30 protein-coding genes, 1 tRNA gene and 2 pseudogenes are annotated in these 22490 nt (G+C 72.9%); 3 read left to right on the forward strand and 30 right to left on the reverse strand.

The features are described from left to right. Positions 1-76: 76 nt before the first annotated feature. The 23 genes from CUD01_RS01905 to CUD01_RS02015 all read right to left on the reverse strand — a co-directional run bounded on the left by CUD01_RS01905 (position 77) and on the right by CUD01_RS02015 (position 17079). Positions 77-1483 (reverse strand): AAA family ATPase, encoded by a 1407-nt coding sequence (locus CUD01_RS01905; protein WP_141318264.1) that lies wholly within the window; start codon positions 1481-1483, stop codon positions 77-79. A gap of 126 nt (positions 1484-1609) precedes the next feature. After that, positions 1610-2389, reverse strand: a complete 780-nt coding sequence (locus CUD01_RS01910) for an HK97 family phage prohead protease (protein WP_141318266.1) — start codon at positions 2387-2389, stop codon at positions 1610-1612. Then, positions 2389-3558, reverse strand: coding sequence for a phage portal protein (locus CUD01_RS01915; protein ID WP_141318268.1), 1170 nt, complete (start codon positions 3556-3558; stop codon positions 2389-2391). Before CUD01_RS01915 ends, CUD01_RS01910 begins: the two co-directional genes overlap by 1 nt. Next, positions 3555-3746 (reverse strand): hypothetical protein, encoded by a 192-nt coding sequence (locus tag CUD01_RS01920; RefSeq protein ID WP_141318270.1) that lies wholly within the window; start codon positions 3744-3746, stop codon positions 3555-3557. Before CUD01_RS01920 ends, CUD01_RS01915 begins: the two co-directional genes overlap by 4 nt. 10 nt (positions 3747-3756) lie before the next feature. Then, on the reverse strand, positions 3757-5154 hold the full coding sequence (locus tag CUD01_RS01925; RefSeq protein ID WP_141318272.1) for a terminase large subunit domain-containing protein: 1398 nt from the start codon (positions 5152-5154) through the stop codon (positions 3757-3759). 115 nt (positions 5155-5269) lie between these two features. Continuing rightward, positions 5270-5785: a hypothetical protein gene (locus tag CUD01_RS01930; protein WP_141318274.1), complete on the reverse strand. Its 516-nt coding sequence runs from the start codon at positions 5783-5785 to the stop codon at positions 5270-5272. Between the two features lie 141 nt (positions 5786-5926). Further along, entirely contained in the window at positions 5927-6322 is a 396-nt protein-coding gene (locus CUD01_RS17325; RefSeq protein WP_141318276.1) for an HNH endonuclease signature motif containing protein, read from the reverse strand. A gap of 116 nt (positions 6323-6438) precedes the next feature. After that, positions 6439-7062, reverse strand: coding sequence for a hypothetical protein (locus CUD01_RS01940; RefSeq protein ID WP_141318278.1), 624 nt, complete (start codon positions 7060-7062; stop codon positions 6439-6441). 323 nt (positions 7063-7385) lie between these two features. Next, positions 7386-8378: an HNH endonuclease gene (locus CUD01_RS01945; RefSeq protein WP_141318280.1), complete on the reverse strand. Its 993-nt coding sequence runs from the start codon at positions 8376-8378 to the stop codon at positions 7386-7388. A 94-nt stretch (positions 8379-8472) separates the two neighbouring features. Further along, positions 8473-9033, reverse strand: coding sequence for a hypothetical protein (locus CUD01_RS01950; protein WP_141318282.1), 561 nt, complete (start codon positions 9031-9033; stop codon positions 8473-8475). Then, a complete protein-coding gene (locus CUD01_RS01955; RefSeq protein WP_141318284.1) occupies positions 9030-9263 on the reverse strand; it encodes a hypothetical protein in 234 nt (77 codons plus the stop codon). Before CUD01_RS01955 ends, CUD01_RS01950 begins: the two co-directional genes overlap by 4 nt. Then, a complete protein-coding gene (locus CUD01_RS16800) occupies positions 9260-10153 on the reverse strand; it encodes a hypothetical protein (protein ID WP_208405634.1) in 894 nt (297 codons plus the stop codon). The genes CUD01_RS01955 and CUD01_RS16800 overlap by 4 nt, the downstream gene beginning before the upstream one ends. Continuing rightward, positions 10150-10731: a hypothetical protein gene (locus CUD01_RS01965; RefSeq protein ID WP_141318287.1), complete on the reverse strand. Its 582-nt coding sequence runs from the start codon at positions 10729-10731 to the stop codon at positions 10150-10152. The genes CUD01_RS16800 and CUD01_RS01965 overlap by 4 nt, the downstream gene beginning before the upstream one ends. Continuing rightward, positions 10728-11198 carry a hypothetical protein gene (locus CUD01_RS01970; protein WP_141318289.1) on the reverse strand — a complete coding sequence of 157 codons (471 nt, stop codon included), beginning with the start codon at positions 11196-11198 and terminating at the stop codon, positions 10728-10730. Before CUD01_RS01970 ends, CUD01_RS01965 begins: the two co-directional genes overlap by 4 nt. Further along, complete coding sequence (locus tag CUD01_RS01975; RefSeq protein WP_166772173.1) at positions 11195-12229, reverse strand: helix-turn-helix domain-containing protein; 1035 nt, start codon at positions 12227-12229, stop codon at positions 11195-11197. Before CUD01_RS01975 ends, CUD01_RS01970 begins: the two co-directional genes overlap by 4 nt. Before the next feature lie 296 nt (positions 12230-12525). Next, positions 12526-14052: a ParB/RepB/Spo0J family partition protein gene (locus CUD01_RS01980; RefSeq protein WP_141318293.1), complete on the reverse strand. Its 1527-nt coding sequence runs from the start codon at positions 14050-14052 to the stop codon at positions 12526-12528. A 3-nt stretch (positions 14053-14055) separates the two neighbouring features. Then, positions 14056-14991: a hypothetical protein gene (locus tag CUD01_RS01985; RefSeq protein WP_141318295.1), complete on the reverse strand. Its 936-nt coding sequence runs from the start codon at positions 14989-14991 to the stop codon at positions 14056-14058. Further along, positions 14988-15335 (reverse strand): hypothetical protein, encoded by a 348-nt coding sequence (locus CUD01_RS01990; RefSeq protein ID WP_141318297.1) that lies wholly within the window; start codon positions 15333-15335, stop codon positions 14988-14990. Before CUD01_RS01990 ends, CUD01_RS01985 begins: the two co-directional genes overlap by 4 nt. A gap of 5 nt (positions 15336-15340) precedes the next feature. After that, entirely contained in the window at positions 15341-15673 is a 333-nt protein-coding gene (locus tag CUD01_RS01995; protein ID WP_141318299.1) for a hypothetical protein, read from the reverse strand. A 26-nt stretch (positions 15674-15699) separates the two neighbouring features. Further along, entirely contained in the window at positions 15700-16062 is a 363-nt protein-coding gene (locus CUD01_RS02000) for a hypothetical protein (RefSeq protein WP_141318301.1), read from the reverse strand. Beyond that, positions 16059-16268 (reverse strand): hypothetical protein, encoded by a 210-nt coding sequence (locus tag CUD01_RS02005; protein ID WP_141318303.1) that lies wholly within the window; start codon positions 16266-16268, stop codon positions 16059-16061. The genes CUD01_RS02000 and CUD01_RS02005 overlap by 4 nt, the downstream gene beginning before the upstream one ends. A 38-nt stretch (positions 16269-16306) precedes the next feature. Next, positions 16307-16630 carry a hypothetical protein gene (locus tag CUD01_RS02010; protein WP_141318305.1) on the reverse strand — a complete coding sequence of 108 codons (324 nt, stop codon included), beginning with the start codon at positions 16628-16630 and terminating at the stop codon, positions 16307-16309. Continuing rightward, the gene (locus CUD01_RS02015; protein ID WP_141318307.1) at positions 16627-17079 is read right to left on the reverse strand and encodes a hypothetical protein; all 453 of its coding nucleotides are present in this window, start codon (positions 17077-17079) and stop codon (positions 16627-16629) included. The genes CUD01_RS02010 and CUD01_RS02015 overlap by 4 nt, the downstream gene beginning before the upstream one ends. A gap of 60 nt (positions 17080-17139) precedes the next feature. Here CUD01_RS02015 and CUD01_RS02020 point away from each other — a divergent pair, with 60 nt between their 5' ends. Continuing rightward, complete coding sequence (locus CUD01_RS02020) at positions 17140-17448, forward strand: hypothetical protein (protein ID WP_141318310.1); 309 nt, start codon at positions 17140-17142, stop codon at positions 17446-17448. 326 nt (positions 17449-17774) lie between these two features. Here the strand turns inward: CUD01_RS02020 and CUD01_RS02025 are convergent, their stop codons facing one another. Next, entirely contained in the window at positions 17775-18026 is a 252-nt protein-coding gene (locus CUD01_RS02025) for a helix-turn-helix domain-containing protein (protein ID WP_208405633.1), read from the reverse strand. Between the two features lie 215 nt (positions 18027-18241). Here CUD01_RS02025 and CUD01_RS17330 point away from each other — a divergent pair. After that, positions 18242-18418 (forward strand): annotated as a pseudogene (locus CUD01_RS17330) (helix-turn-helix domain-containing protein); the annotation flags it as partial. On the opposite strand, the gene CUD01_RS02035 reads toward CUD01_RS17330, so the two are convergent. From CUD01_RS02035 to CUD01_RS17335, 5 genes and pseudogenes are all read right to left on the reverse strand, one after another. After that, a tRNA-Lys gene (locus tag CUD01_RS02035) sits at positions 18398-18494 on the reverse strand. The pseudogene CUD01_RS17330 and the gene CUD01_RS02035 sit on opposite strands and share 21 nt — an antisense overlap. Before the next feature lie 70 nt (positions 18495-18564). Then, positions 18565-19056, reverse strand: a complete 492-nt coding sequence (locus CUD01_RS02040; RefSeq protein WP_141318314.1) for a heme-binding protein — start codon at positions 19054-19056, stop codon at positions 18565-18567. A 49-nt stretch (positions 19057-19105) separates the two neighbouring features. Next, the gene (gene trhA / locus CUD01_RS02045) at positions 19106-19825 is read right to left on the reverse strand and encodes a PAQR family membrane homeostasis protein TrhA (protein ID WP_141318316.1); all 720 of its coding nucleotides are present in this window, start codon (positions 19823-19825) and stop codon (positions 19106-19108) included. Between the two features lie 74 nt (positions 19826-19899). Then, on the reverse strand, positions 19900-20094 hold the full coding sequence (locus tag CUD01_RS16925) for a hypothetical protein (protein WP_243861263.1): 195 nt from the start codon (positions 20092-20094) through the stop codon (positions 19900-19902). A 23-nt stretch (positions 20095-20117) separates the two neighbouring features. Further along, positions 20118-20411 (reverse strand): annotated as a pseudogene (locus CUD01_RS17335) (potassium channel family protein); the annotation flags it as partial. Between CUD01_RS17335 and CUD01_RS02055 the strand changes: the two are divergent. Further along, positions 20316-20744 carry a GNAT family N-acetyltransferase gene (locus CUD01_RS02055; RefSeq protein ID WP_218023827.1) on the forward strand — a complete coding sequence of 143 codons (429 nt, stop codon included), beginning with the start codon at positions 20316-20318 and terminating at the stop codon, positions 20742-20744. The pseudogene CUD01_RS17335 and the gene CUD01_RS02055 overlap by 96 nt on opposite strands. A gap of 298 nt (positions 20745-21042) precedes the next feature. On the opposite strand, the gene CUD01_RS02060 is transcribed toward CUD01_RS02055, so the two are convergent. Further along, complete coding sequence (locus tag CUD01_RS02060; protein ID WP_141318321.1) at positions 21043-22473, reverse strand: non-reducing end alpha-L-arabinofuranosidase family hydrolase; 1431 nt, start codon at positions 22471-22473, stop codon at positions 21043-21045. Between the last annotated feature and the right edge of the window lie 17 nt (positions 22474-22490).

Below are 22490 nucleotides of genomic sequence, written 5' to 3' on the forward strand. Positions count from 1 at the left end.
GGGTGTGGTGACGCGCCCCGCCCTCGGGCTCGGAGCCTGCGAGGGCGGGGCGCGCGGTACCGGCTTGCGGCGAAGGTCAGAAGACCGGCGGGACCAGGCCCGTGCCGGTGATCTTCTGGTGGACGGCCTTCGGTGTGCCCTGCTCGTCGACGACCCGGTTGAAGCACGCCGCGAAGTAGCCGTAGAGCACGAGGTCGATGCCGAGCTTCTTCGCCTGCGGCTGCTCCGCGCGGATGAACATCGGCGCGGACGGGTCCTCCCACAGGTGCGCCTCGTGCTGGGCGACCACGACGACGATGTCCTCGTTCGTGCCCGTGCCGAGGTTCGAGGGGAGGTTGTTGTCCGTGACGACGCGGCCGCCGTTCGGGAGGAAGCCGCGCACGCCCGCGGGGTACGGGGCGCCGTCGGTCGTGGCGAAGGTGCCGACCGGGACGTTCGTGTTCTGCACGAACGGCTTCTTGTCGGTGACCTCGCCGTTGAGCCACGCCCAGCGGCGGCCGCGCATGAGGGTGAACAGGTCGTCCTCGTCGAGGTCCTGCAGGACGTCCTCGACCGTGGCCGCCGAGCCGAGGATCTTGCGGTAGAGCTCGGCGGCGGTGGGGTCGGCGTCGGTGTACGTGACCGTGTTCGCGACCGCCAGCAGGCCCCACGTCGGGGCGTTGATCAGGCGGTTGTCGAGCGCGGTGTCGTACGACTTCAGCAGGTCCTCGAACACGATGTCCTCGGTCCCGAGGCCGCGCTCGGAGGCCTGCCGCGAGATCGTCTGCGAGCCCGCGTTGGTGCGGACCGTGACGGGGATCAGCTCGTCGTCGTAGTCCGCCTCGGCGACCGTGTCGAGCTCGGCCGCCTGCTCACCCGCGGTGGTCTTCGCCGTCTGCCGCGGGATGTAGACCGTCATGCCCGTGTCGGGCAGGTCGTGGTGGCGGCACATGTCCGCGAACTTGCGGCCCGGGCGCCCCTTCGGGGCGTACAGGTCGATGAGGTACTGCGGGACGATCGTGCCCGGCGAGCCGGCCGCGGTCACCGCACGCTGCTCGAGGACGACGTCGCCGCGCTCGTGGCGCTCCTCCTCGATGTGGCGCGCCAGCCGCTCGCGCGCCGCGGGGTTGCCGCGGTACTCGCCCACGACGTCGGACAGGAACCGCAGACCCTTGGGGTCCGAGTCCTGGGTGTAGGTCCGCTGCTCGTTGACGTGCACGCGGTCACCACCGCGCGCGACGGCCCCGGTCGGCGCGACCTGCGCCTGCAGACGCGCCACGGCCGCGTCACGCTCCTGCTCCTTCTCGTAGCCCTCGAGCTGCGTGCGCAGCTGCTCGAGCTCGGCGTCGATGCCGGCCTGCCGACCCAGGAGGTCCGTGACCTTGTCCTCGTCGGGGGTCTCCGCGCCGCGCAGCTCCTCGAGCTGCTTCGCGAGGTCGTTGCGCTGGGTGATCCGGGCGTTGACCTGCTCCCGGGCCCGTGCGATGAGCTGCTCCAGCGTCATCGTCGTACTCCGATCTGCCCTCTCGGGCGGGTGTGTGCGGTGGGCTCCCGGTAGCGACAGGCGGTGCCCGGCCAGGCCTCGGCGCGGCAGGTCCTTACGCGACGCGTACGGGTGGTGACGTCGGGCTCAGACGAGCTCGACGAGGCGGGTCGCCTCGAACGGGACGAGGTCGGCCCCACGCTTGAGGGGCGCGGGCGGCTCGAGCCGCGAGCGCAGAGCGGTCAGGGCCTCGCGTGCGGTCGCGTCGTCGAACGCGCGCACCAGCTCGAGCGCGTCGCTCGAGCGGAGGCCGGCCCCGGCCGTGAAGGGGTTCGCACCGTAGGCCACGATCGCGACGTCGCCGCGGTGGAGGTCGTACTCCTCGATGCGGTACTCGGTGTAGTCCGGGGACCAGTGGCCGCGCACGATGCGGAACATGAAGCTCATCTCGTCGATGAGCCCCGAGCGCAGCTTGGGCGCGATGTACGCGACGTCCGGGTCTTCGCGGTCGAGCTGCGGAGCCCTCGTGAGCAGGCCCGAGTCGTCCTCGGCGAGCTCGAGCGTGCCGTTCGTCGTGCGAGCGATGCGCCGCAGCGCGGCGTGCTGCAGGACGAGCGGCACGTCGAGGTCCGCGCGGGCGAGCGACGTCGCGCCCGCGCCCGCCGAGACGACCTCGGTGTACGGGCCGTACCAGTCCCACATCTCGTAGCCGCGCTCGTAGACCGTGGCGTACCCCTCGAAGCTGAGGGGCCCGGTGCCGTCGTCGGCCTCGCGCAGCTGCATGCGGGCGTTCGGCGCCGCGACCCACGCCCGGGAGCTCTGCTCCGGAGCGCAGCGGCGCTGCGAGGGTCGGTCCGCGCGAGCGGCGACCGCCTGCGAGCGCTCACGGCCCGCGGCGGCGATCTTCTCGGCGAGCTCGTCGTCCATCAGTTCCCTCCCGATGACTGCTGCTGCGACGGCCGGTTGGTCGGCCAGAGACGCTCGAACTGGGCGTAGTCGGCCTCGGTGAGCGGCAGGACGTCGTCCTTGCCGCGCGCCTCGTCTGGTGTGCGCTGCCGGGACTCGATCTGCGTCTTGAACAGCTCGGCGCGCGTGACCGGGTCCATCGCGAGGATCGCGGAGCGGTTCAGGCGCACGAACCGCGGCCGCGGTGTCATGCGGCTCAGTGCGGTGTCCCGGCGGTTCAGCGCGCCGCCGAGGTTCATCGTGAGGACCTGCAGGTTGCGCTGCGAGATGTTCGCGTAGTTCACCGTCGAGGACTGCACCGCGACGTCGACGAGGTCCGCGGGCACTCCGTAGAAGCGGCACAGCGCGACGTCGGAGTACTCCATCTGCTCGATGAAGCTGGACTCGGCTGCTTTCGCCGCGACCGCCTCGTACGTCCAGTCCTTGCCGGTGACGAACACGTCGCCCGTCGCCATCGACGCCTTGAACCGGCGGCGTGTGCGCTCGGCCTCGCCCGGGTCGAGGGACTTCTCAGCGTTGCGCAGGATCGCGGCCGGCACTGAGCCGTTCACGAACCACTCGAGCGCGAACCGCTGCGCGGCGTCCGCCCCGGCGATGTTCAGCGCGGCGTACGTCAGCGGGCTCAGCCCGACGGGCAGCCCTCCGAGCCGGTAACCGCGCTCGTGCCAGATCTCGCGAGGCTCGAACTTCTCCCCGTCGATCCAGTACGTGTGGACCTTGTAGTCCTTGATCCGGATGCGGACCTTGTCCCAGGGGACGAGGTCGACCTGGGCGGGCAGGCCGAACGCGTCGGTCGCGGCGATCACACCGATCGTGTTCCCGACCTGGTCGATGTCCATCTGTGTCGCGCCCAGCCACTCGCCGATCGACATCGGCTGCCCGTCGCCGAACGACGAGGGCTCGACGAGCACCGGCGGCGGGGCGACCTCGACGGACAGGCCGGACGCCTTCCGGAACACGTCGACCGGCATGAGGGAGACGAGGTCGGACCGCAGGCGGCTCGCACCCCACACGACCGACTGCCGCAGGGCCGTCGAGGACGTCACCGTCGTCGACCCGCTCGATCGCGCCGAGCGCCCGCCGGCGTCCATCGCCGAACCGAGCGTCGTGCCCCGTCGGAACAGGCTCACGCGTCGTCACCCCCTCGTCGTCGCGGCGCGTGCGTGCGGTCGGTGAGCCACGAGACGGCCAGGACGCCCGCCCCAGCGGCCGCCAGAGCCGCTTCCGTGCCCACCAGGCGGTGAGCGATGCCCGCGAGCGCTGCGACGAGCAGGAGCGCGCCCAGCAGGTCCAGGACGGTCGTGATGAGGCGGAGCATCGGGGTCTCCTCAGTCGTCTTCGACGTCGCCCCCGTAGGTCGACGCGTCGATGTCGTAGTCGTCGCCGTGCACCCTCACCCACACGTGGCGGGCGACCGTGGCGGCGTACAGGGGCGTGATGTCGCGCGCGGACTTCCCGCGCGCCCACACGAAGCCGCCCTCCTGCGTGAGGAAGCGCTTCGTCGCCGCGGCGAGTGCGTCGTCGAGCTCGTCGTCGTGCACGTGCCGGAGGCGATGGTCCATCGCGTCGTCGTAGAACGCGCCGCACGCATCCATGCGGTCCTGCGCCGTGAGCCGGTGGACGGTGAAGCCCGACGCCTCGAGGTCCGGCGCGAGGGACCGCGCAGCGTCGATCAGGCCGACGTGCTGCCCGCCCCAGCGCCGCCGCAGCTCGACGAGCTGCTCGACGCACCACGTCGGTGCACCCTCGCGCCGCTCGATCACGTCGACGAACACACGCCCCTCAAGCGCAGCACCGGCCATCCCGAGGGAAGCGATGTCGCGCTCCGGTGCGACGTCGACGGACCACACCGGGGTGCCGTCCCAGGCGAACTCGCCGTCCGGGACCCGGTTGTCATGCCAGGTCCCCTGCGGGATGACCCACTCGGCGGCCTTCTTCGTCGGCCACCAGCCCAGGTACGCGCGGTCGAACTCCTCCGGCTCGCCGGACATACCCTCGAAGTCGGACTGGATCGCGGCCTCGGTGATCGTGTAGCCCAGCGCCGGGTGCGTGCGCCACCACGTCTCCGGGTCGGCCCGGTCCGCGTCCGCTGGGGCGGCGTACTCGAGGAACAGCACCCGCGAGCGCCGCTCGTGCATCGGGCGCGCCAGCTCGACCTTCAGGCGTGCTCGCGCCTCGTCAGCCTTGCGTCGCAGGTACGTGCTCGACGCGTCGCCGGCGGCCGACGTCACCCACAGCTGCGCGTCCGGGACGGTGATCATCGCGGGGCGCATCGCGGCCTCGACGCGGGCGTCCTGGTGCGCGAAGGCCTCGTCGATCGCGCCGGTGTTGAGCGTCGGGCCGTGACCCGACGTCGATTTCACCGAGTCGACGCCCCAGGTCGAGCCGTTCGTGAAGGCGATGTGCTCCGAGCCCGTCTTCGCCGCCCACCCTGGCATGCCCGAGCGCCGACCCACGCGCAGGTTCAGGAACGCCGCGAGCGGGGAGCGTGCGATCGGGCGGTAGAAGTCGTTCTCGAGCCGCTGCACAGCCATCAGCCGGTTCTGCGCGGTGTAGCGCACCAGCGCATCCGGCGTGAACAGACACCGGTCCGTCAGGACCGTGCGCACGACCGTCGTCTTGCCCGCCTGCCGCAGCACCAGGACCACGACCTCGCGGTACCACGGGCCGCCCGTCGCCGGGTCGATCTCGTACGCGACGTCGTACAGCTCCCGCTGCCACGGCATGGGGGTCTGCCCCAGCTTCTGCTGGACCCGCGCGACCCGCGCTCCGAGGGTCTCTCGCTGCGGGTTGCGCTCTGTCGCCCACAGCGGCACCGCCTCAGGGCGCCCGCCGCGGCGACTACTCACCGCCCTCGAGCTCCGCCAGGAGCGCCGACGCGTCGTCCGGCACCTCGACCGTCCCGCCAGCCGTCGCGTCGTCGTCGAGCCCCGCGAAGCCGATCCGTGCGATGCGGTTCAGGATTTCGAGCTGTCGCAGCTGCACCGGCGAGATGAGGTCGTATCGGTCGAGCCGCGAGACCTGGTCGAGCACGCGCGCGTTCAGCCGCGCGAGGCCGACGAGGTGCCGACGGAACGCGACCCGAGAGTCCGGCTCCGTGATGTCCTCGATCAGCGCTGCCTCGAGCGGGCCCGGCGCGGCGTCCATGTCCAGGGCGCCGGCGGCCGCGACAGGCTCAGGCGCCGGCGTCTCGACCAAGGGCGTGCCGGACGCGTCCGCGAGCGCCTTCGCGAACTCGCGCTCGCGACGCGACGCCCGCCAGCGCGCGACCTGCACGCGGTGCCCCTCGCGGCACACCTCGCACTTGCAGCCGCGCCGGTACCCCGACGCTCCGTGCTCGGTCACCTCACGCGCCACGCCAGCTCACCTCCGGACCACACGTTGTGGGGCCCTACCCAAGGGCTCCCGTGGGGGTAGAAAAACTGATCGAGGGCGGGGTCGACCGCAGGCGCGCGATTCCAAAAAACGGCCTCTGACCTGCGGCGACGGGGCCCGCTCTCAGTACCAGGACCATCCTCGGTTGCAGCGAGCCGGCGGCTCGCGGTCGCCCTTCGCTGCGTTGCACGACAGGTGCGCCGGCTGCAGGTTCGCGGGGTCCCAGGGGTCGCCCCCGCGGGCCAGCGGCTTGATGTGGTCAAGGCTCCTCGACAGCGGGTGAGCGCGACGAACGTCGAACAGGATCGGGCCCCGCTCCCCCAGGCAGATGCCGCACACCGCACCGGGGACGCAGATCTCGTCGACCAGTCGCTTCCACCGCGCGGTGCTGCGGATCCACGACAGGTCGCCTTCGGTCAGGGGCCGGCGACGTCGGACCGCACGACGCTCGATGACGACCACCCCCGCAGTCGCCGCCAGCCCCGCGCCCGAGGACGTGCCCCCGGGGCGGTCCGCCATCCCGGCCGCGGCGCTCTCGCTGCCGTGCGGCGGGAAGCACGAAGGCCCCGGGTCACGGGGACCAGGGGCCTTCGGAGCCAGTTCGGCTCACTGTGACAGACAATAGCGTTGCGACGTCAAGCATCCCGGGAACCGGCGAACCGGGCGGCGTGTCGCGCAAGATCCTGCGCCCGGCGGCGCGCGAGCTGCTCGACGTCGCCGAGCCGGTACACCGGCGTGCGGGACCCCGTCGTCGACCGGGCCGAGCCCTGCGCGACGAGCGCGCCGCGGTGCACCCACGACCTGACCGTCGAGGGCATCACCGGCACGCCCATGCCCTGCAGTGCGAGTGCGGCCTGCGTCGCCGTGACCCGACGCTCGCGCGCCTCGGCGAGCAACCGGTCACGCTGTGTCGAGACGTCGTGCTCGGCGCCGCACCGCCGGCACGTCGCCGTCGGCGCGGTCGGCTTCGCGTACAGCGGCGCCGTGCACTCCTCGCCGTCGACGACCGCGGCGCACCGACCACGGTAGGCGCGGTCGTCGTGCGGGTGCTCGATGACCGCGCGCGCCATGACGACCGCCTCGGTCAGCACCTGCACCCGACGCGGGCCGTCGTCGTTGAACGCGAGCCAGCCGAGCTGCCCGAGCAGCCACTCCGCCAGGGCGCACAGGTCACGCCGCGGACGAGGGTGCGCACGCACCTCGGCGATCGCGCGCGCCTGCTCCGCCAGCACGCGCACCAGCTCGTCGCGAGCGAACACGGCCGACGGCACGAGCGGTAGCCGGGCGTCCGCCGAGCGACTGACCGGGCCGACGTCGCCGAAGCGCAGCTCACCGCGGGCCGCGGCCTCGAGCGAGGACGCAAGGCCTGGGACGACGACCTCTCCATCGACCGCACGCCGACGCACGACGACGTCGCCGCGAGCGCCACGTACCTCGACGACGCGACGTTCCTGTGACACCTCGTCGGGGATCCCCCAAAGCAGCCCACGCAGCCGAGCAACGCAGACCCCGCAGACCGTCTCCCCAAGGAGCTCGTCGAGAGGCCGCTCGCACAGAGGGCAGGTGAGGGCCGCGCTCAGGTTCACGACGCACCTCGCCCAGGCCCACGCTTCCCCCGACGCCCACGACGACGACGGGGCTGCGCCTGCGGCGCGCCCCTCCCGCCCTGACCCGTACCGTCCACACCCGAGGGAGACCCGACCCGACCCTGACCCGACCCGGGAGGAGCCACTCCCGGGGTAGCGGGCGGTGGAGTCTGACTCGACTCGGACTCCACTCTCGCGGGAGTTGCGCGCGGGACGGCGCGGCGAGGGGCGGTAGCGGTGTCGTCGTCCTTGCCCGTCGCGGGTCGCACGCTCATGGGTGCGGGGTCCGCGCCAAGGGCCGGCGCCGGTCGCTTCTCGTCCGCCTCGCGCAGCACGTTCTGCTGCGTCGGGTAGCCGTTATCGGTCAGGTACTGCGCGGCCCACCGCCCGTACAGCGGCCGGGCCGGTGCGGGGCGCAGCGGGTGGTCGTCGTCCCACTGCGGGTTGTTGCTGCGCGAGGTGTTGCACCGCCAGCACGCGACGACGAGCGTCTCGACGGTCCCGGGCTGGCCGGGCTGCCGGTGGTCGAGGGTGAACGTCGCGTGGTTGCGAGGTCCCCGCCACTGCGTGAGGACGCCGCAGTAACGGCAGTTGTCACCGTCGCGGAGGACCACCGGGACCTTCAGCCGCGGGTCCTTGGTGTCGGAGGCCTGCTGGCGCTCCCACTCCTTCTCCGCACGCGAGCGGATGTGCCAGAGGTTCTCGTCCTCGAGCAGCTTGTAGACGCGCAAGCCGTCGATCGTGTGCTCGGTCAGCAGCCCGACGCGCAGTGCGACGTCGACGAGCACCGCGGTGCGCGACGTCCCGAACATCCGCGCGGTGCCGACCTCGACGTAGTAGTCGGTGTCGTGCTGGGCAGACTGCGTCGAGAGGGACCAGAGCCAGCCCTTCACCTCGTTCAGGAGGCGGTCGTCCGCGTCGGGCAACGCGTCGATCTTCATCAGCTTCGGGTGCGTCGCGGCGCCGTCGCTGCTCTTCTGCCAGGACACGGGCGGCAGTGCCCCCCTTCAGGTTCGCGGTGGGGTGTCGATGGTGGGGGTGGCGTCCGCCGGCATCACGGAGCACGGATCGGAGCGGGTCCGTTCAGCAACGCGGGACCTCCAGTACGCCCTGCCCGGCGTCTTCGAGCTCAGCCTCCCGGACCGGTGCGGGCAGAGCGCTCGGGTCGCCGGTGAAGCCGCGGTTCGGGTAATGCCACTGCCACTCGACGTACTCCTCTGGCCAGAAGCCCGTCACGTCGATCTCGCCCTCGCGGGCGACGGCCGGCACGCCGTCGTCGCGGGCAGCGCTCGCGTCGGGGCCGACGTACTTCAGCCCCTCCTCGCCAATGTCGAACCACGACTTGATCCAGCAGCCGCGGCCCGGCTCGTAGGGGTGTCCCGCCAGGTCGTGACGGGCCGTCTCCGTGTGCCCACCCTCCGCGTGCTCCGCGGGGTCCTCGCAGACGGAGAAGGCCTCGCAGTCGCACACCGGGTAGGTGCGGCACTCCGCGTCCGGGGGCGCAGTGCAGACCATCCGGACATCGACCTCGGGCCAGTCCTCGTACCGGGTGTCGACGGTGACGGTCACGATGTGCGTCCGCCAGTCGGCCAGCGGCTTGCGCTCGTCAACCGCCTTCTCGACGGCCCAGTCCGGGGCGCTCACGGGGTCACCTCCCGCGAGGACTGGCGACGCAAGTTGCGGCCGTAGACGACCCCGTAGCCGACCGCGAGCGGGATGAGCCCCCAGGACCCGGTGACGACCGCGAACACCATCCACACGGGCTGGATCAGCAGGCCGATCAGCCAGCCGACCTTGCGCCCCGACCCGGCGAGGAAGATGCCCGTGATGCCCGCCGCGCCCAGCGCCAGACTGAGCCAGAACTGCGCGCTCACGGGGTCACCCGTCGCACGATGTGCTCCACCTGCTCCGCGCTGACGGTCGTGGCGGTCTGGGACGGACGGGCGGCGAGCGAGCGGGCGGCGAGGGCGTCGCGCTCAGCAGTGACCGCGACCAACGCCGTTTTCGTCTCCTCGTGCGCGCGCAGCTCCCGGTCGTACTCACTCCACCATGCGTCGGCCGACCCTCGCAGCCGCTCGACCAGCGCATCCTCATCGGACGGGGCAGCGTCCGTTGCGGGTGTTGCAGGTGCGGGCTGGGGCGAGCGGGTGGCGAGGGCGATGAGACGGGTGAGTTGCTCATCCGGGTCCCCGATGACCTCGGTAGCGCCCACGGGGACATCGCCCACGGCAACGGCGATGCGCCACGACAAGTTGTTGAGCCGCACCGAGTGCTCTCGGTACCGCGCCAGCGCCTCCCGGTCCTCGTCGGATGGGGCGGGAGCGTCGGGGCGGGACAGGTACTCGAGCGCGTCGTCGAGGCCGACGGCGATGTAGTCGACCATCTTCGCCATGAGCTCCGGCTCCTCGCCGTCGCGCGTGATGATGACCGCGCGCTTGCCCGCGCCGACCGCCCACCCGAGCTCGAGGTGGGCGGACCGGCCGCACGGGAGGACGAGCACGAACGTGTCCGCCCACTGCATCGCGGCGAAGTCGCTCGCGTACCCGGCCACGGCGAGCGGGTCTTCGAGCGCGGCGATGTACTCCGCAGCCGTCCACGACTGCCACCCCGGATCGATCTCCGACCAGGCGAAGCCGGACCGCCCCGGCGGGTTGCGGAAGTCGTACACCTCGAACCCGCGAGCGCGCAGCCGGTCGACGACCTCGGGCTGGTCCGGGTTGCGCCACGACGACGCGACATAGATGCGACGCACGGGGTCGGTCATGGGTTCCTCCTGTTGCGGTGGTGTGCCTGCGCGGCGCGCACGGCCTGGTAGGTGGCGGTCGTCGAGCGGCGCTTGCCGGACGCGATCGCGCGGTCGTCGACGACCGTCGACGTGGGCAGCGGGTACGACGTCGCGGCGATCGCACGCGCGGCGCGCAGGCGGTCGAGCTCGCACGGCACGCCCGGGACCCGGTTCGGGTCCGCGCGCGGCAGACCGCGGCGCGCCCACGGGGAATGCGGGTCGCACCGCCAGCCCTCCGGGTACGGGTGCGCGTCCGTCGACGAGCACGCCGGCACCGTGCACCGGCGGCCCGTCGACGCACGCTCCGCGGAGGGTGCGACGACCGGCTCCTGCACCGCCGCGAAGAGCTGGTGCACCAGGTCCCACGTCTCCTCCGACGGGGACCGGTCCAGACCCGCGTCCCGCCACACCGTGCGACGCATCCCTCCACCGACCGCGATGCCCTCGACCGTCACACCGAGGCGGCGCATCGAGTCCGCGAGCGCGACGGCCTTCCTCTCGCGGTTCTCGCGGGCGTGGGCGGTGTGCGCGTAGTCGACGGGCACGCGCGCTGTCACGCCGCACCTCCGTCGTAGAGCGGGCACGCGTGTCCGTGACCCGTCATCCGGGCCGTGAACGGGTCTGAGCACTCGCACCTGCGCGTCCTCGACGACCCGCCACCGTGCGACGGGCTGGGGTCGCTGCTCCCGGGGTGTCGGGTCGCCTTGTCGTCGCAGAGAGCGTTGCGGCGCGCGCGTTGCTTGCCCGGGGTGTCGTGGTAGCGGGCGATCGCCGCGACGCGTGCGCGCTCGCACTCACGCGGGAAGTCGTCGCCGGCGTCCTCGGTGCGCACAGGTGCGGCGGGCTCGGGCGTCGGGATGGGCTCGCGGGTGTGGTAGACCGCGACGAGCGCGGCGCGTCGCAGGCGCGCGGCGGCCGCCTCCCTGTCGACCGCGGCGCGGGCGGCGCGGTGGAACCGGTACAGGTCGGCGTACTCCTCGGGGGTGAGCGGCTCGACGATCGGGGCGTCGGTCGTGAGGATCACGGCGCCACCTCCGTGGTGTCCTGTCCGAGCTGGTCGAGGACGGCACGCGTCTGCGTGACGAGGACCGCGACGTGCCGCGAGGTCTCCGCGAGCGCGGCCGCCGCATCGAGCAGCGACGAGACGACGGCGCGCGCGGAGCTGGACGCGAGCGCGAGGAGCTCCGGCGGAAGGTCCGCCTCTACGTCGTCGCCGTCGGCTGGGGCGGGTGCGTGCGTGGCCGGCGGGGCGGTGTCCGCGAGCGCGACGTTGGTCGTCGTGGGGTGGTCGTGCTCGCGGATCCAGCGAGAGATCGTGGTCTGTGCGTAGCCGAGCTGCGCGCCGATCTGGCTGTGCGTGAGGTTGGTTTGGGTGGCGAGCTGGACGGCGCGCGCACGGGCGTCGAGGTCGGTCGGCTTGTTCGCGGGCGGGCGCATGCTGACCCCGGCGCGCATGAGGATGCCGCGTGCGTGGGTCGCAGACCCGACGCCGGGGATGGTCTGCTCGATCTGGGTGATCGTCTTGCCGGCGGTGTAGGCGTCGACGACGGCCTTCGCCAGGTCGGGCGGGTCGTCGTTGGCGGTCTTGGGGCGGCCGCCGGAGCGGAGGCTGCGCCCGTCAACGCGGGTGACGCCGGCGCGGTCGAGCGCGGTGCGGATGGTCTTGGACGTGCGGCCGAGCTGCTCGCCGATCTGCGGGGCGGTCAGCCCGGTGTCGTAGAGCTCGACGATCCGCTTCAGCTCGTCGTCGTTGATCGCGCGCCGGCTCGAGGTCTTCTCGTGGCAGCTGCTGCACTTCCCGCCTGCCGCGCGCGCGACCGTGCCGGGGCACTGCTCGACGGTCGTCGACGCGGGGCGGGTGAGTCGGCCGCAGCCGCCCGCGCAGGGGCGGACGCGTACCGGGTACTCGCGGGCGGGAGGCTCGATGCCGGCCGCGCGCAGCCACGTGCGTACGGTCGTCGGGGACCTGTCGAGGCGGGCCGCGATGTCGCTCACACGGTCGCCGTTGAGGTAGGCGGTGACCGTGGCTGCGCGGTCGCGCTCGCGCTTCGACACGACGGGCTGCCGCGTCGGGCGAGGGGTCGGGGCCGGCTTTGGCGTGCGTGCGCGGGGCGCCGGCCGCAGCGTCGATGCGGTGATGCCGTGGGCGGACGTGCCGGACGGGGGGGCGGGCTCGGGGCGGGGTTGCCCCGACGGGGTGCGGAGCACGATGCTGCGCCGCTGCCCGCGCTTGGCCTCCATGCGCGCGCGGAACTCGTCTGGGGTCTCCTTGCCGCGGGCCTCGGTCGGCAGGCACGGCGGGCCGCTGTTCGCGTGGTTCGACCCCGACCCGTGGGGAGGGGCGACGAGCGTCACGACGCACCGTCCTCGTCGTCAGGCTCCTCGTCGTCGTCGAGCGGGACGACGAGCGCGGCGCGCTCCGCGTCCGAGACGACGTAGCCGAGCTGCTCGAGCAGCGCGTACCAGCGGGCCGTCGTGACCGACCGGCCCCCGTTCTGCCAGGTTGTCTGGCCGATCGGCTCGACCGCGGCCGCGAGCGCGGCGAGGAGCCGCTGCGGCGCGCTCAGGTCGGCGGCCGCGGCCGCGACGATCGGGAGGTGCTCCTGGCGGTGGTAGCTCGAGACGTGGTCGTAGGGCAGGGTGATCCGCAGCCAGCCCACGAGCGCGTCGGCGCTGTCGGTGTCGACCGGGATCGAGTGGCCGCGGAACGCGCCCTGCCAGTACTGACCCGCCCAGGGCTGCTCGACCACCTCGGTCGCGACGTAGTCCAGCAGCGTCGCGGTCTGGTCCTTGGTCAGGGTCTTGCGGTCGTGGATCAGGTGCTCGAGGAACTCGCGCCGCGTCGCAGCGGTGACCGTCGCGAACTCGGTCCGGACGGCGCGCTCCGCGGCCTCCTTCGCGTTGCGCTCGTCGCGCTCGGCCTCCCACGCCGTGCGGCGGGCGTCCGCCTTCGCGGCCTCCTGGGCCTCCTCGAGCGTGTGCGGGCGGTACAGGTGGACGGCGCCGTAGTACCAGCGCCAGGACCAGCCCGGGCCGATCGCTGTGGCCAGCTCCGCCGCGAACTCGGCGGCCCTCGAACCACGGATGTCTCCCATGTGGCGGGTCGAGCCCTCGGGCGTGGCCCACTCGTTCGCCTTGAGCTCGGTCGCGTTCGCGTCGGCGAGGACCTGCAGGAGCGGCGCCATCTGACGCTCCTGCTCGAGCTCGGAGCGGACCGTGGCCATCTGGTGACGGAAGTTGTTCGTCCCGAGCGCCTTGACGAGGCTCTTCTGCTTGGACTCCGGGAGGTCCGCGAGCGCGGCCGCGTCCTCGAGGGTGATGTCCCGTGCGTGGATCGCGGCGCGGGCCTTGTCCGGCAGAGGCACGAGACGCAGCCGGGCGCGGACCGTGGTCTCGGAGCGGCCGGTGTGCGCGGCGATCGTCGCGACGTCGACGCCCAGGTCGAGCAGGTCCTGGTACCCGTCGGCCTCCTCGACGGGGGTCAGGTCGACGCGCTGGAGGTTCTCGACGAGCATCAGCTCGCGCTGCGAGATCTCGTCGAGGCCGCGGTCGACGACGACGGGCACGGCCGTGAGGTCGGCGGCGCGGGCCGCGGCCGCGCGACGGTGGCCGATGACGATGCGGTACGCGTCGGGGTCGTCCGGGTCGACGACGACGAGCAGGTTCTGGCGCACGCCGTGCGCACGGATCGACTTCGTGAGCTCGGACAGGTCGCCGAGGTCCTTGCGCGGGTTGTGCGGGTGCGGGCGCAGCCGCTCGAGCGGGACCAGCACGGCGTGCGAGTCACCGCCCGCCGTCGGCTGCGCGGTCAGCGCGTCCAGCGCGCTCGACGACGAGGACGTCGGTGCGACGTCGGGGACGGAGGTCCGGCGGGCCACGGCTCACACCTCCACGGCGCGCGCGGCGAGCAGGCCGTACGCGGCGTCGTAGCGGTCGTGCTCGGGCCAGAGGTCCTCGCGCACGGCGGCCGCGGCCGCGCACACGCGGGACCAGTCGTGCTCGCCGATCTCGGGGTAGTCCTCCCAGGCCGAGCCGGTCTCAAGCGGGCCGTGGGTCGCGACGACGTGGCGGGCGATCGTGTCGATCGCCTCGGTCGTCGCGGGGTCCTCGTCGTCCGCCGGCGTGGCCTGCGGTGTCGGCAACGGCCCCGCGGGGTGCCTCGCGCGCAGGCGCGAGTACTCGCCCAGGACGCGCAGGAGCGCGGGCGGGCTGTCCTGGCTCGCGCGCTTCGCGTCGTCGAAGACGTGGTCGACGTCGATCCCGTGCGCCGCGACCCACTCCGTGAACCCCTCGCCGTGCAGCGAGTACTCGGCCGCGAGGCGCAGGCTCTCTGCCATGTCGTCGGCGGCCGTCGGGTCGAGCTCACGCAGGCGCGACAGCAGGGCGTGCGTGTCGTAGCAGGCACGCGTCGCAGCGACGAGCGCCAGCCAGTGACCCAGGGCAGCCGCGCGCACGTCCGCGTCGGGGTAGCCGCTCCCCGCGGCCAGGAGGTCGGGGGTCGCGACGTCCAGCAGTGCGACCAACTCCAGGCCCGTGACCGCCGTGAAGCGCAGCAGCGCGTCGGCCGGCGAACCGTCGGGGAGCGCACCGTCGGCGTCGGACGGGTCCGGCGCGAGCGCCGCACCGTACGGGTGGGTCTCGTTGTACCGGCTCGACGACCAGCCGCACGCGTGGCAGCCGGTCGCGACCTGCCGGATCAGCGCTCCGTCGTCGTCGTGCCAGCGGGCGCCGTACGTGTCGGTCGAGCCGCAGCGCAGGCACGGGGTGTCGAGCTGCACGCGCACCAGGCCGGTGCGCTTGGCGGTGGGGGTGCTCATCGTCGTCGTCCGTTCCGCTGGCCCATCGAGGCCAGCTGCTCAGCCGTGACCCGCCGGGGGCAGGTGGCGAAGTGGATGTTGAAGGGGCCCCACTCGACGGCCGGGTCGAGTGGGCGGGTGGGGGTGATCTGGCGGGCGAAGACCGTGCCGAGCTGCACGGCGTAGTTCGCGGTGCGAGCCGCCGGGGACCCTGGGGCGGCCGCGCGGTGGTCGAGCGGAAGGACCGACGTCGCGGCGGTCGGGTCGTCCGGATCGGCCTTGATCGGCGTGTACCGGACCCACCGCAACCTCGCGCCGCACAGGCACACCGGCGTGCGGTGCGTCGAGCGGGCACGTGCGGCCACCGGCCTCACGACGTGTCCCGGGTGGAGCCCTCCGCGATCAGGCGGAAGGCCTCGTCGATCAGGTACAGGCCCGCGAGCGCGGTCACCGCGACGTCGAACCCGACGGGCGGCGTCGGCGCGCCGCCGGGCGCACCGCGGCGCGTCGCGCGCAGCCAGGCGGAGACGAGGAGCGCCTCGCCGGCGGCGCGCAGCTGCGTCGCGGCCGTCGGGCCCTCGGCGTTGACGGCGACGACGCGTATCTGGTCCGCGAGCCGGTGCGCGCGGCGCGGGCCGCCGATCGCGTCGAGCTGGTCGACGTGGCCGGGCTTCGTCAGGAAGACGCGCCACCACGCGGTCACGCTCGCGACGTCGAGGCGGGCCCGTGTCACAACGACGGCCCCGCGACGGTGTCGGGCGAGAACCACGCGACCGCGACGAGCGCGAGCATCGCGCAGAACGCCGCGAACACGGCGAGCATGAGCGCGTCGCGCACGACCCGGGCCGCGCGGTTCAGCAGCAGCGGGCGGGGGCGTGCGTGCTGGGGCCGGACGTACGTCGCGGGCGCGGGGAACCGGTACGGGGCGTCCTCCTCGCGCAGCTCGGCGAGGACGTCGTCGACGATCGCGGAGAGCTCCGGCGAGACGCCCGGCTCGGCGCGCGGCGGGCGGTCGGTCGCGGGGGCCGGCGCCGGCGGGCGGGGACGGCGGCGGATCACGACCGGGTACGCGCCGTCGATGTGCCCGCTCACCGCGCGCCGCCGATGAGCGTCAGGACGATGCGCTGCGCGGACGAGCCGAAGACCAGGCGCGCGCCGCGCGAGCCGACCCAGGCGGTGACGGTCTCGATCGAGTCGCCGCGCTCGAGTCGCTTCGCGACCCGGGCGACGAGCAGCCGCAGTTGCGTGGAGCCGGGGTTGGCGACCAGCGTCGCGACGGTGGGGGTGGTGGACGACATGGGGGTGCCTTCCGAAGGTCGGGGGTGGGGGTGTGGGATCAGCGCGCGCGCGGCGCGGGGAGCGGCGGACCGGCCGCGAGCGCGGCGTCGAGCTCGTCGAGTGCGACGTCGAGACGGTCCGCCGCGCGGCGGTACAGCTCGAGGTGGAGGTCGACGTCGCTCTCGTCGCGCCGCATCAGCGGCCCCAGGGCCCTGGCGAGCTGCTCCGCACGCTCGTGCGCGCTGCGGACCGCGGCGGCGCGGCGGCGCTGGGACGGGCCTGGCCTGGCGACCCAGGGCGAGGTCGGCGAGAAGACACCGCCACCGTCGACGTCGGTGCCAGCGGTGGGGCCGAACACCTCGCGGGGCGTCGGGGCGGTCATGCCTGCCGCCGGGCGTCGTAGTCGTGGAACTCGACCGTGCCGTCGATGCGGGCCGCGGCGTGCTGCGCGACGACGATGTCGGCGCACACGGTGTGCACGGTCCGGTGGCGGGTCATCACGACCGGGACGCGGGTCGCGAGCGGGACCGCGAGACCGATGGTCGGGGATGACGAGGGGGAGTCGTCACCCCCGACCCGGCCCTCCCCCGCGTCGCCGACGGTTCCCACCGTCGACGCGTGCACCGAGGGGGAAGCACTCGGCGCGCCGGCCGCGAGCATGGCGCCGTGCGCCGAGACGACCTCGGGGGAGCGGACGCCGGCCCCGTACATCGCCGCGAGCGCGGTGCGGTTGAAGACGCACTCCTCGCGGACGCAGTCCGCGCGGTAGCAGTAGCCGGACTGGTGGTGCGAGGCGGCCCGGGCGAGCCACGCCGCGCGCTCCGCGGTCACGTCGACCGGGCCGAGCGCTACCTTCGGGGCGTCAGTGATCGTCGACAGAGGAGCGAGACCATGGGGTACCTGCGGTACGGGGGCGTCGAGTACACGGCCAACGACAGCGTCCTGGAGACCTTCCGGCCGGTCGTGGCGCGCGTCATCGACGAGGGCGGGTCCCTCTGGGCCTCGCTGTTCGACGGCGAGGCCGTCGCGCGAATCCTGGTCAGCCCCGGTGTGCCGCTGACCCTCGCGACCGACGGCAGCGGGACGTTCGCCCAGGACGCCGCAGAGCGGTGGCTGGCCGACGCGCGCGCCGGGCGCGTCATCAAGCTGTCGTGCCTTGATGTGCTGTGCGACTGCCCGCTGCGAGAGTCGAGCCACTGACGCGCACGGGTCACACACCGCGGCGAACGCGGGCGCCTCGCGCGAGCTCTTGTCCAGGTGAACGATCTGGCACCGCGCAAGCGCGGGGAGCTTCGCACCGCACGCCTCACAGAGGCCGCTCGCTCGGCTCAGGACCGCTGCGTGGAGCGAGGACGTTGCGCGCAGCGCGGACGTTGCACGCGCGGCGACGGTCTCAGCGTCGAGCCCGGCCAACTCCCAGACGATGATCGGCGGTTGGCGGTCGGCCATCCGCGCGAGAGCCCACCCGAGCAGCCCGAGCACGAGCAGCGCCACGGCCGCAGCGAGCACGCCGGCACTCGCCGGGCTCACGACGCACTCCGGTGAAGGAGCGCAGCCGGGTCGACCTCGAGCAGCTCGGCGACCGCGACGATCTCGTCGACGTCGAACGGGACGCGCCCGTTCAGCCGGTTCGAGACGGCCTGCTGCGTGAGACGCAGACGATCGGCGACGAGCGCCTGCGAGATCCGCTTGCGCGCCATCTCGGCCCGCACGTTGCCGGTCACGATCGCCGTGGCCGGCCGGGGGAACAGCCGCCGCACCTTCTGCGAGTGCGCCACACTTTCAGCGTATCTGGTCATGGGGAGAGGTATACACGCAGAAAGCGTGCAGCGCAAGCGTGTCGCGCACACTGGTCGCGTTTCGCCCGCACAGCCATTGCGCGCCACACGCTACAACGAGTAGAGTGCTCGCTATGAGCACGCAGATCAGCACCCTCGTCCCGCTCGCGGAGCGGCCTCTGCACCAGCGCGTCGCGGCCGTGATCCGCGGCGAGATGGCGCGCTACGAGATCACGCAGGCGCGCGTCGCCGCACTGCTGGGCATCACGCAGCAGTCGGTGTCGCGCAAGCGTGCCGGCCAGACGCCGTACACGCTCGATGAGCTCGAAGTCCTCGCGCCGCTGTTCGCGACGACCCCCGACGAGCTGCTCCGAGCCGCGCGGGATCTGCGCCCCGTCGACCCCACCGCTGGCGGCACGCAATCCGCGGATTAAAAGTCCGCTGCTCTGCCAGTTGAGCTAGAGGCCCGGGACCGCACACCGACTGCCACCCCGAAGCGCTCGGGTGACACTCGGTCGTCGGCCGTCCGCGGTACAGGCTACGGGCGCCCCCGCCAGCGGGTGTGCGACTTCAGGTAGCGGCGGACGGTCTCCGCGGAGACCGCGTGGTCGACGACATCCGGCTCGCCCGACGTCGTCAGGGTGCCGACGACCTCGCCGCCGACGCGCAGCGGCACCGACCCGCCGTGCGCCTTGAAACGGTCGTGGTCGACGTCGAGAAGCTCGTCAAAGGGCGTGCCCGCGGCCTCGTGGCGGCGGCGGACCAGCAGCGACGCCTCGCCGAAGCGGTGCACGACCCGCGCCTTGCCCTCGAGCCAGGGCAGGTTGTCCGCGCCGGTCGAGCCGGTCAGTGCCTGGAAGACCGCCTCGCCGTGCAGCTCGACGCGCACCGCGAGGTTCGCGCCGCGCTCGCGGATGACGGCGACGGCCAGCAGACCGAGGTCCACGGCGTCGTCCTGCGTGAACGCCGGCAGGTCGAGCACGGGCTCGGCCTCGAGGTCGGCGACGGTGAAGGTGGGCAGGTCGGTCACGGGACCATCCTGCTGCATGCCGGGTGGCGGTGGCCGCATCGCAGGCCTGCTAGGCCGGGAGCACGTACCGGCACATCAGCAGGTAGTGCAGCACGGCGGCGAGCACGACGAGGATGTGCCAGATCTCGTGGAACCCGAGCACGCCGGGCGCCGGGTTGGGCCGCTCGACGACGAAGATGACGAACCCTACGCAGTACACCAGCCCGCCGGCGGCGAGGAGCACGTACGCCCCGACGGGCAGGGAGACCCCGGAGCCGACGAGCAGCACCGGCATCCAGCCCATCGCGATGTACAGCGTGTTCGTCACGTACTTGGGCAGGTCGCGCAGCGACGACCGCAACGCGATGCCGACCGCGGCGACCGCCCAGACCGCTCCCAGCACGGTCCAGCCGTACGCGTTGCGGAACAGCACCAGCACCATGGGCGTCGTCGTCCCGGCGATGAGGACGAATACCGATGCGTAGTCGAGCGTGCGCAGCACCCGGTTGACGCGCGGGCCGCCGTCGATGCCGTGGTGCAGCGTGCTGGCGACGAACAGCAGGAGCACGGAGGCGGCGTAGACGCTGAGCCCGACGATCGTCCAGACGTCACCGTCGGCGACCGCCTGGGTGACGAGCAGCGCACCGCCGACGAGCGCGAAGCAGCTCGCCGCGAGGTGGGAGATGGTGTTGATCCGCTCGTCGGTGACGTGCACGCTGCCGTCGCGGCTGAGCCGCGGGAGGGGCGTCGCCCCAGGCTCCGACGTGGTGTCTGCGGACGTGCTCTGCACCGTTCGTTCCTCCTGGTGAGCCGTCGACCCGGCTCGCCCGGGAGCCTACCCGCGCTCGTGACCGACCGTGCCGATCACCCGTGGCCGCCGCGGTCGACGGTGCGCCGCAGAGCCTCGATCTGGGCGCTGAGCTCGTCGAGGCGGGCCATGATCTGCGCGCTCGTCGCGTCGGTCACGCCCGCCTGCATGCGCTCGTGCCGGGCGCGCTCGACGAAGCTCGAGGTGATCGCGGCGGTGACGATCGCGACGAAGGCGATGGCCTCGAGCATGAAGAATGCCCGAGCGCCTTCCCGATCCCGTTGGACGGGACCACGTCGCCGTAGCCGACTGTGGTGACGGTCTGCAGCGCCCACCACATGGCGGTGCCGAGGTCGGCCGCGCAGGGGTCGCGCGCACCGCCCGCTGCGGGTACCTGTCCATCCGTCCGCCGCGACGTGGAGGTCCGCGCAATGCCCTTGCCGAGCCCACGCGTGTTCCGGAGACTGCGTCGGTGCCCGACACCACGCTCGTCCGCGCCGCGCGCACCGACGACGCCGACCAGGTCTGGCCGCTCGCCCGCGACTTCGCGACGTCGTTCACCCCGCAGCGCGACGCGTTTGACGCGACCTGGCGGGACCTGCGTGAGGCGCCCGGCGCGCTCGTCGCGGTCGCCGAGTCCGCCGGCCGGGTCGTCGGATACCTGCTCGCCCACCGCCACCTGACGTTCCTCGCCAACGGCCCGGTCGCCTGGGTGGAGGAGGTGATGGTCGCCGAGACCCACCGCAGGTCGGGCGTCGGCGGCGAGCTCGTGCGGTTCGCCGAGCGCTGGGCGCAGGAGCACGGCGCCGCCTACGTCGCGCTCGCGAGCCGCCGAGCCGGCCCGTTCTACACCGCGCTCGGCTACGACGTCTCGGCGACCTTCTTCAAGAAGCCCCTCTGACCCCGACGGCTCGAGCCCGACGGTCGGCGCCGTGACCTGCTCCGGCCCGGCGACTGCTGACGGTGCGGTGCGAGCGCGTACGTCCTACGGGTGCGCTCGGGTCGCAGCGTCCGCACTCGGCGGACGGGGTGAGGGGGTCGTCTTCGTCCCGGCGACCGCCTGACCGTCCGTCCGTACAGTCCGTCCAGCGACGAGCGGACCGCCCCGTACCGCGTCGACCAGGGCAGGGAGCCTGGGCGGGCGGCACGGGGCGGTCCGGGTGGGGCGCCGCGAGGGCGTCCGGTTCAGCGCCAGGTGGTCAGCGCTGGAGCGTGAGCAGGCCCGGGCGGTACGGCAGCAGGCCGTAGTCGCCGCCCGAGCTCGGGCTGCGGCCCTGGTAGAGCAGGCGCAGGTTGCAGGGGTCGACCGTCATGGTCTGGTCGGCGCTGGTGCGCAGCAGCTCACCGTGGCTGATGTCGTTCGTCCACGTGGCACCGCTGTTCGCCTTGCCCGCGAACGGGTTCGACTCGGACGCCGCCTGCGGGGTCCAGGACCCGCCCAGGTCGGTCGCCGTGAAGGACCGGAAGTAGCGCCCCTGGCTGCCGATGGCCTCGACGATCATGAGGTACCGCTGCTGGCCCTGGAGCTTGTAGACCTGGACGGCCTCGAACAGGTTGTTCGTCGAGTCGGTCATGATCGTCGTGTAGTTCGACCCGAAGCTGCCGGGGAAGTTCCCGATCGGCATCGACGCCCGGTAGATCCGGCCGTTGTCGCCGGCGAAGAACAGGTACATGTTGCGGTCGTCGCCGATCAGCGCGTGGTCGATCGGGCCGGTCCCGGAGTTGGAGATGCTGCCGGAGAACAGCGTCTGCGCCGACGACCAGCTGTTGACGTTCGCCGGGTTCGACGACGTCCGGTAGGAGAACGCGGGACCGCCCCACTGGTAGGCCAGGACCCAGGTGTTCTTGGGCGCGAAGTAGAACAGCGACGGCGCGACCGCGCTGAACGGCATCGGGTTCTGGCTGGCCGAGGCCATCTGCGAGTACTCGGTGAACAGCCCGAAGTTCATCGAGCCCCACGAGCTGCCGAAGTCGTGCGTCGTGGCGTAGACGAGCTGCTGGCCGTTGTACCGCGCGACCGTGAAGTCCTTCAGCGACGCCCACCCCGAACGCGGCTGCGCCAACGCCCCCGTGGACGACCAGCGGTACGACGACGGCAGCTGGCACGTGGTGGGGGGCGGGGTCTGCGTCGGGGTGGGTGTCGGGGTCGGCGTGGGGGTCGGCGTGGGGGTCTGCGTCGGGGTCTGCGTCGGGGTCTGCGTCGGGACGGTGCCGGTGCACGCGACGCCGTTGACGGCGAAGCCCGTCGGCGCAGGGTTCGACGAGCCGGCGCTGCCGAGGAAGCCGAACGAGGCGCTGGCGCCGGTGCCGAGCGCGCCGTTCCAGCTGACGCTGGAGGCGGACACCTGCGAGCCCGACGAGGTGACGTCGGCGTTCCAGGCCTGCTGGATCTTCTGGTCCGAGGACGGCCACGTCCACGTGACCTTCCACGACGAGATCGCCGAGCCGAGGTTGGTGACCTTGACGTCACCCTGGAACCCGCCGGGCCACTGGTTCTGGACGGTGTAGTCGACGCGGCAACCCTCGGCCGCGGTCGCGGAGCTCGCCGCGACGGTGAGGCCGCCGATCACGAGCGTGGCGGCGGACAGCAGCGCGGCTGCCGCCCGGGTGGACCTGGTACGGGTGGTCATTGGACGCTCCTCGGTCT

The sequence above is a fragment of the Cellulomonas uda genome (genome assembly GCF_006538705.1).
In the GTDB taxonomy this organism is placed as follows: Bacteria; Actinomycetota; Actinomycetes; order Actinomycetales; family Cellulomonadaceae; genus Cellulomonas; species Cellulomonas uda.

What these genes read in the sequence shown, in the direction of transcription:
- CUD01_RS02010 (WP_141318305.1), bottom strand. Translation starts at nt 16,630, where the DNA reads ATGACCGCCCCGACGCCCCGCGAGGTGTTCGGCCCCACCGCTGGCACC.
- CUD01_RS02005 (WP_141318303.1), bottom strand. Translation starts at nt 16,268, where the DNA reads ATGTCGTCCACCACCCCCACCGTCGCGACGCTGGTCGCCAACCCCGGC.
- CUD01_RS17325 (WP_141318276.1), bottom strand. Translation starts at nt 6,322, where the DNA reads ATGGCGGACCGCCCCGGGGGCACGTCCTCGGGCGCGGGGCTGGCGGCG.
- CUD01_RS02020 (WP_141318310.1), top strand. Translation starts at nt 17,140, where the DNA reads ATGGGGTACCTGCGGTACGGGGGCGTCGAGTACACGGCCAACGACAGC.
- CUD01_RS01985 (WP_141318295.1), bottom strand. Translation starts at nt 14,991, where the DNA reads ATGAGCACCCCCACCGCCAAGCGCACCGGCCTGGTGCGCGTGCAGCTC.
- CUD01_RS02060 (WP_141318321.1), bottom strand. Translation starts at nt 22,473, where the DNA reads ATGACCACCCGTACCAGGTCCACCCGGGCGGCAGCCGCGCTGCTGTCC.
- CUD01_RS01910 (WP_141318266.1), bottom strand. Translation starts at nt 2,389, where the DNA reads ATGGACGACGAGCTCGCCGAGAAGATCGCCGCCGCGGGCCGTGAGCGC.
- CUD01_RS16925 (WP_243861263.1), bottom strand. Translation starts at nt 20,094, where the DNA reads ATGCTCGAGGCCATCGCCTTCGTCGCGATCGTCACCGCCGCGATCACC.
- CUD01_RS01925 (WP_141318272.1), bottom strand. Translation starts at nt 5,154, where the DNA reads ATGCCGTGGCAGCGGGAGCTGTACGACGTCGCGTACGAGATCGACCCG.
- CUD01_RS01920 (WP_141318270.1), bottom strand. Translation starts at nt 3,746, where the DNA reads ATGCTCCGCCTCATCACGACCGTCCTGGACCTGCTGGGCGCGCTCCTG.
- CUD01_RS01905 (WP_141318264.1), bottom strand. Translation starts at nt 1,483, where the DNA reads ATGACGCTGGAGCAGCTCATCGCACGGGCCCGGGAGCAGGTCAACGCC.
- CUD01_RS16800 (WP_208405634.1), bottom strand. Translation starts at nt 10,153, where the DNA reads ATGACCGACCCCGTGCGTCGCATCTATGTCGCGTCGTCGTGGCGCAAC.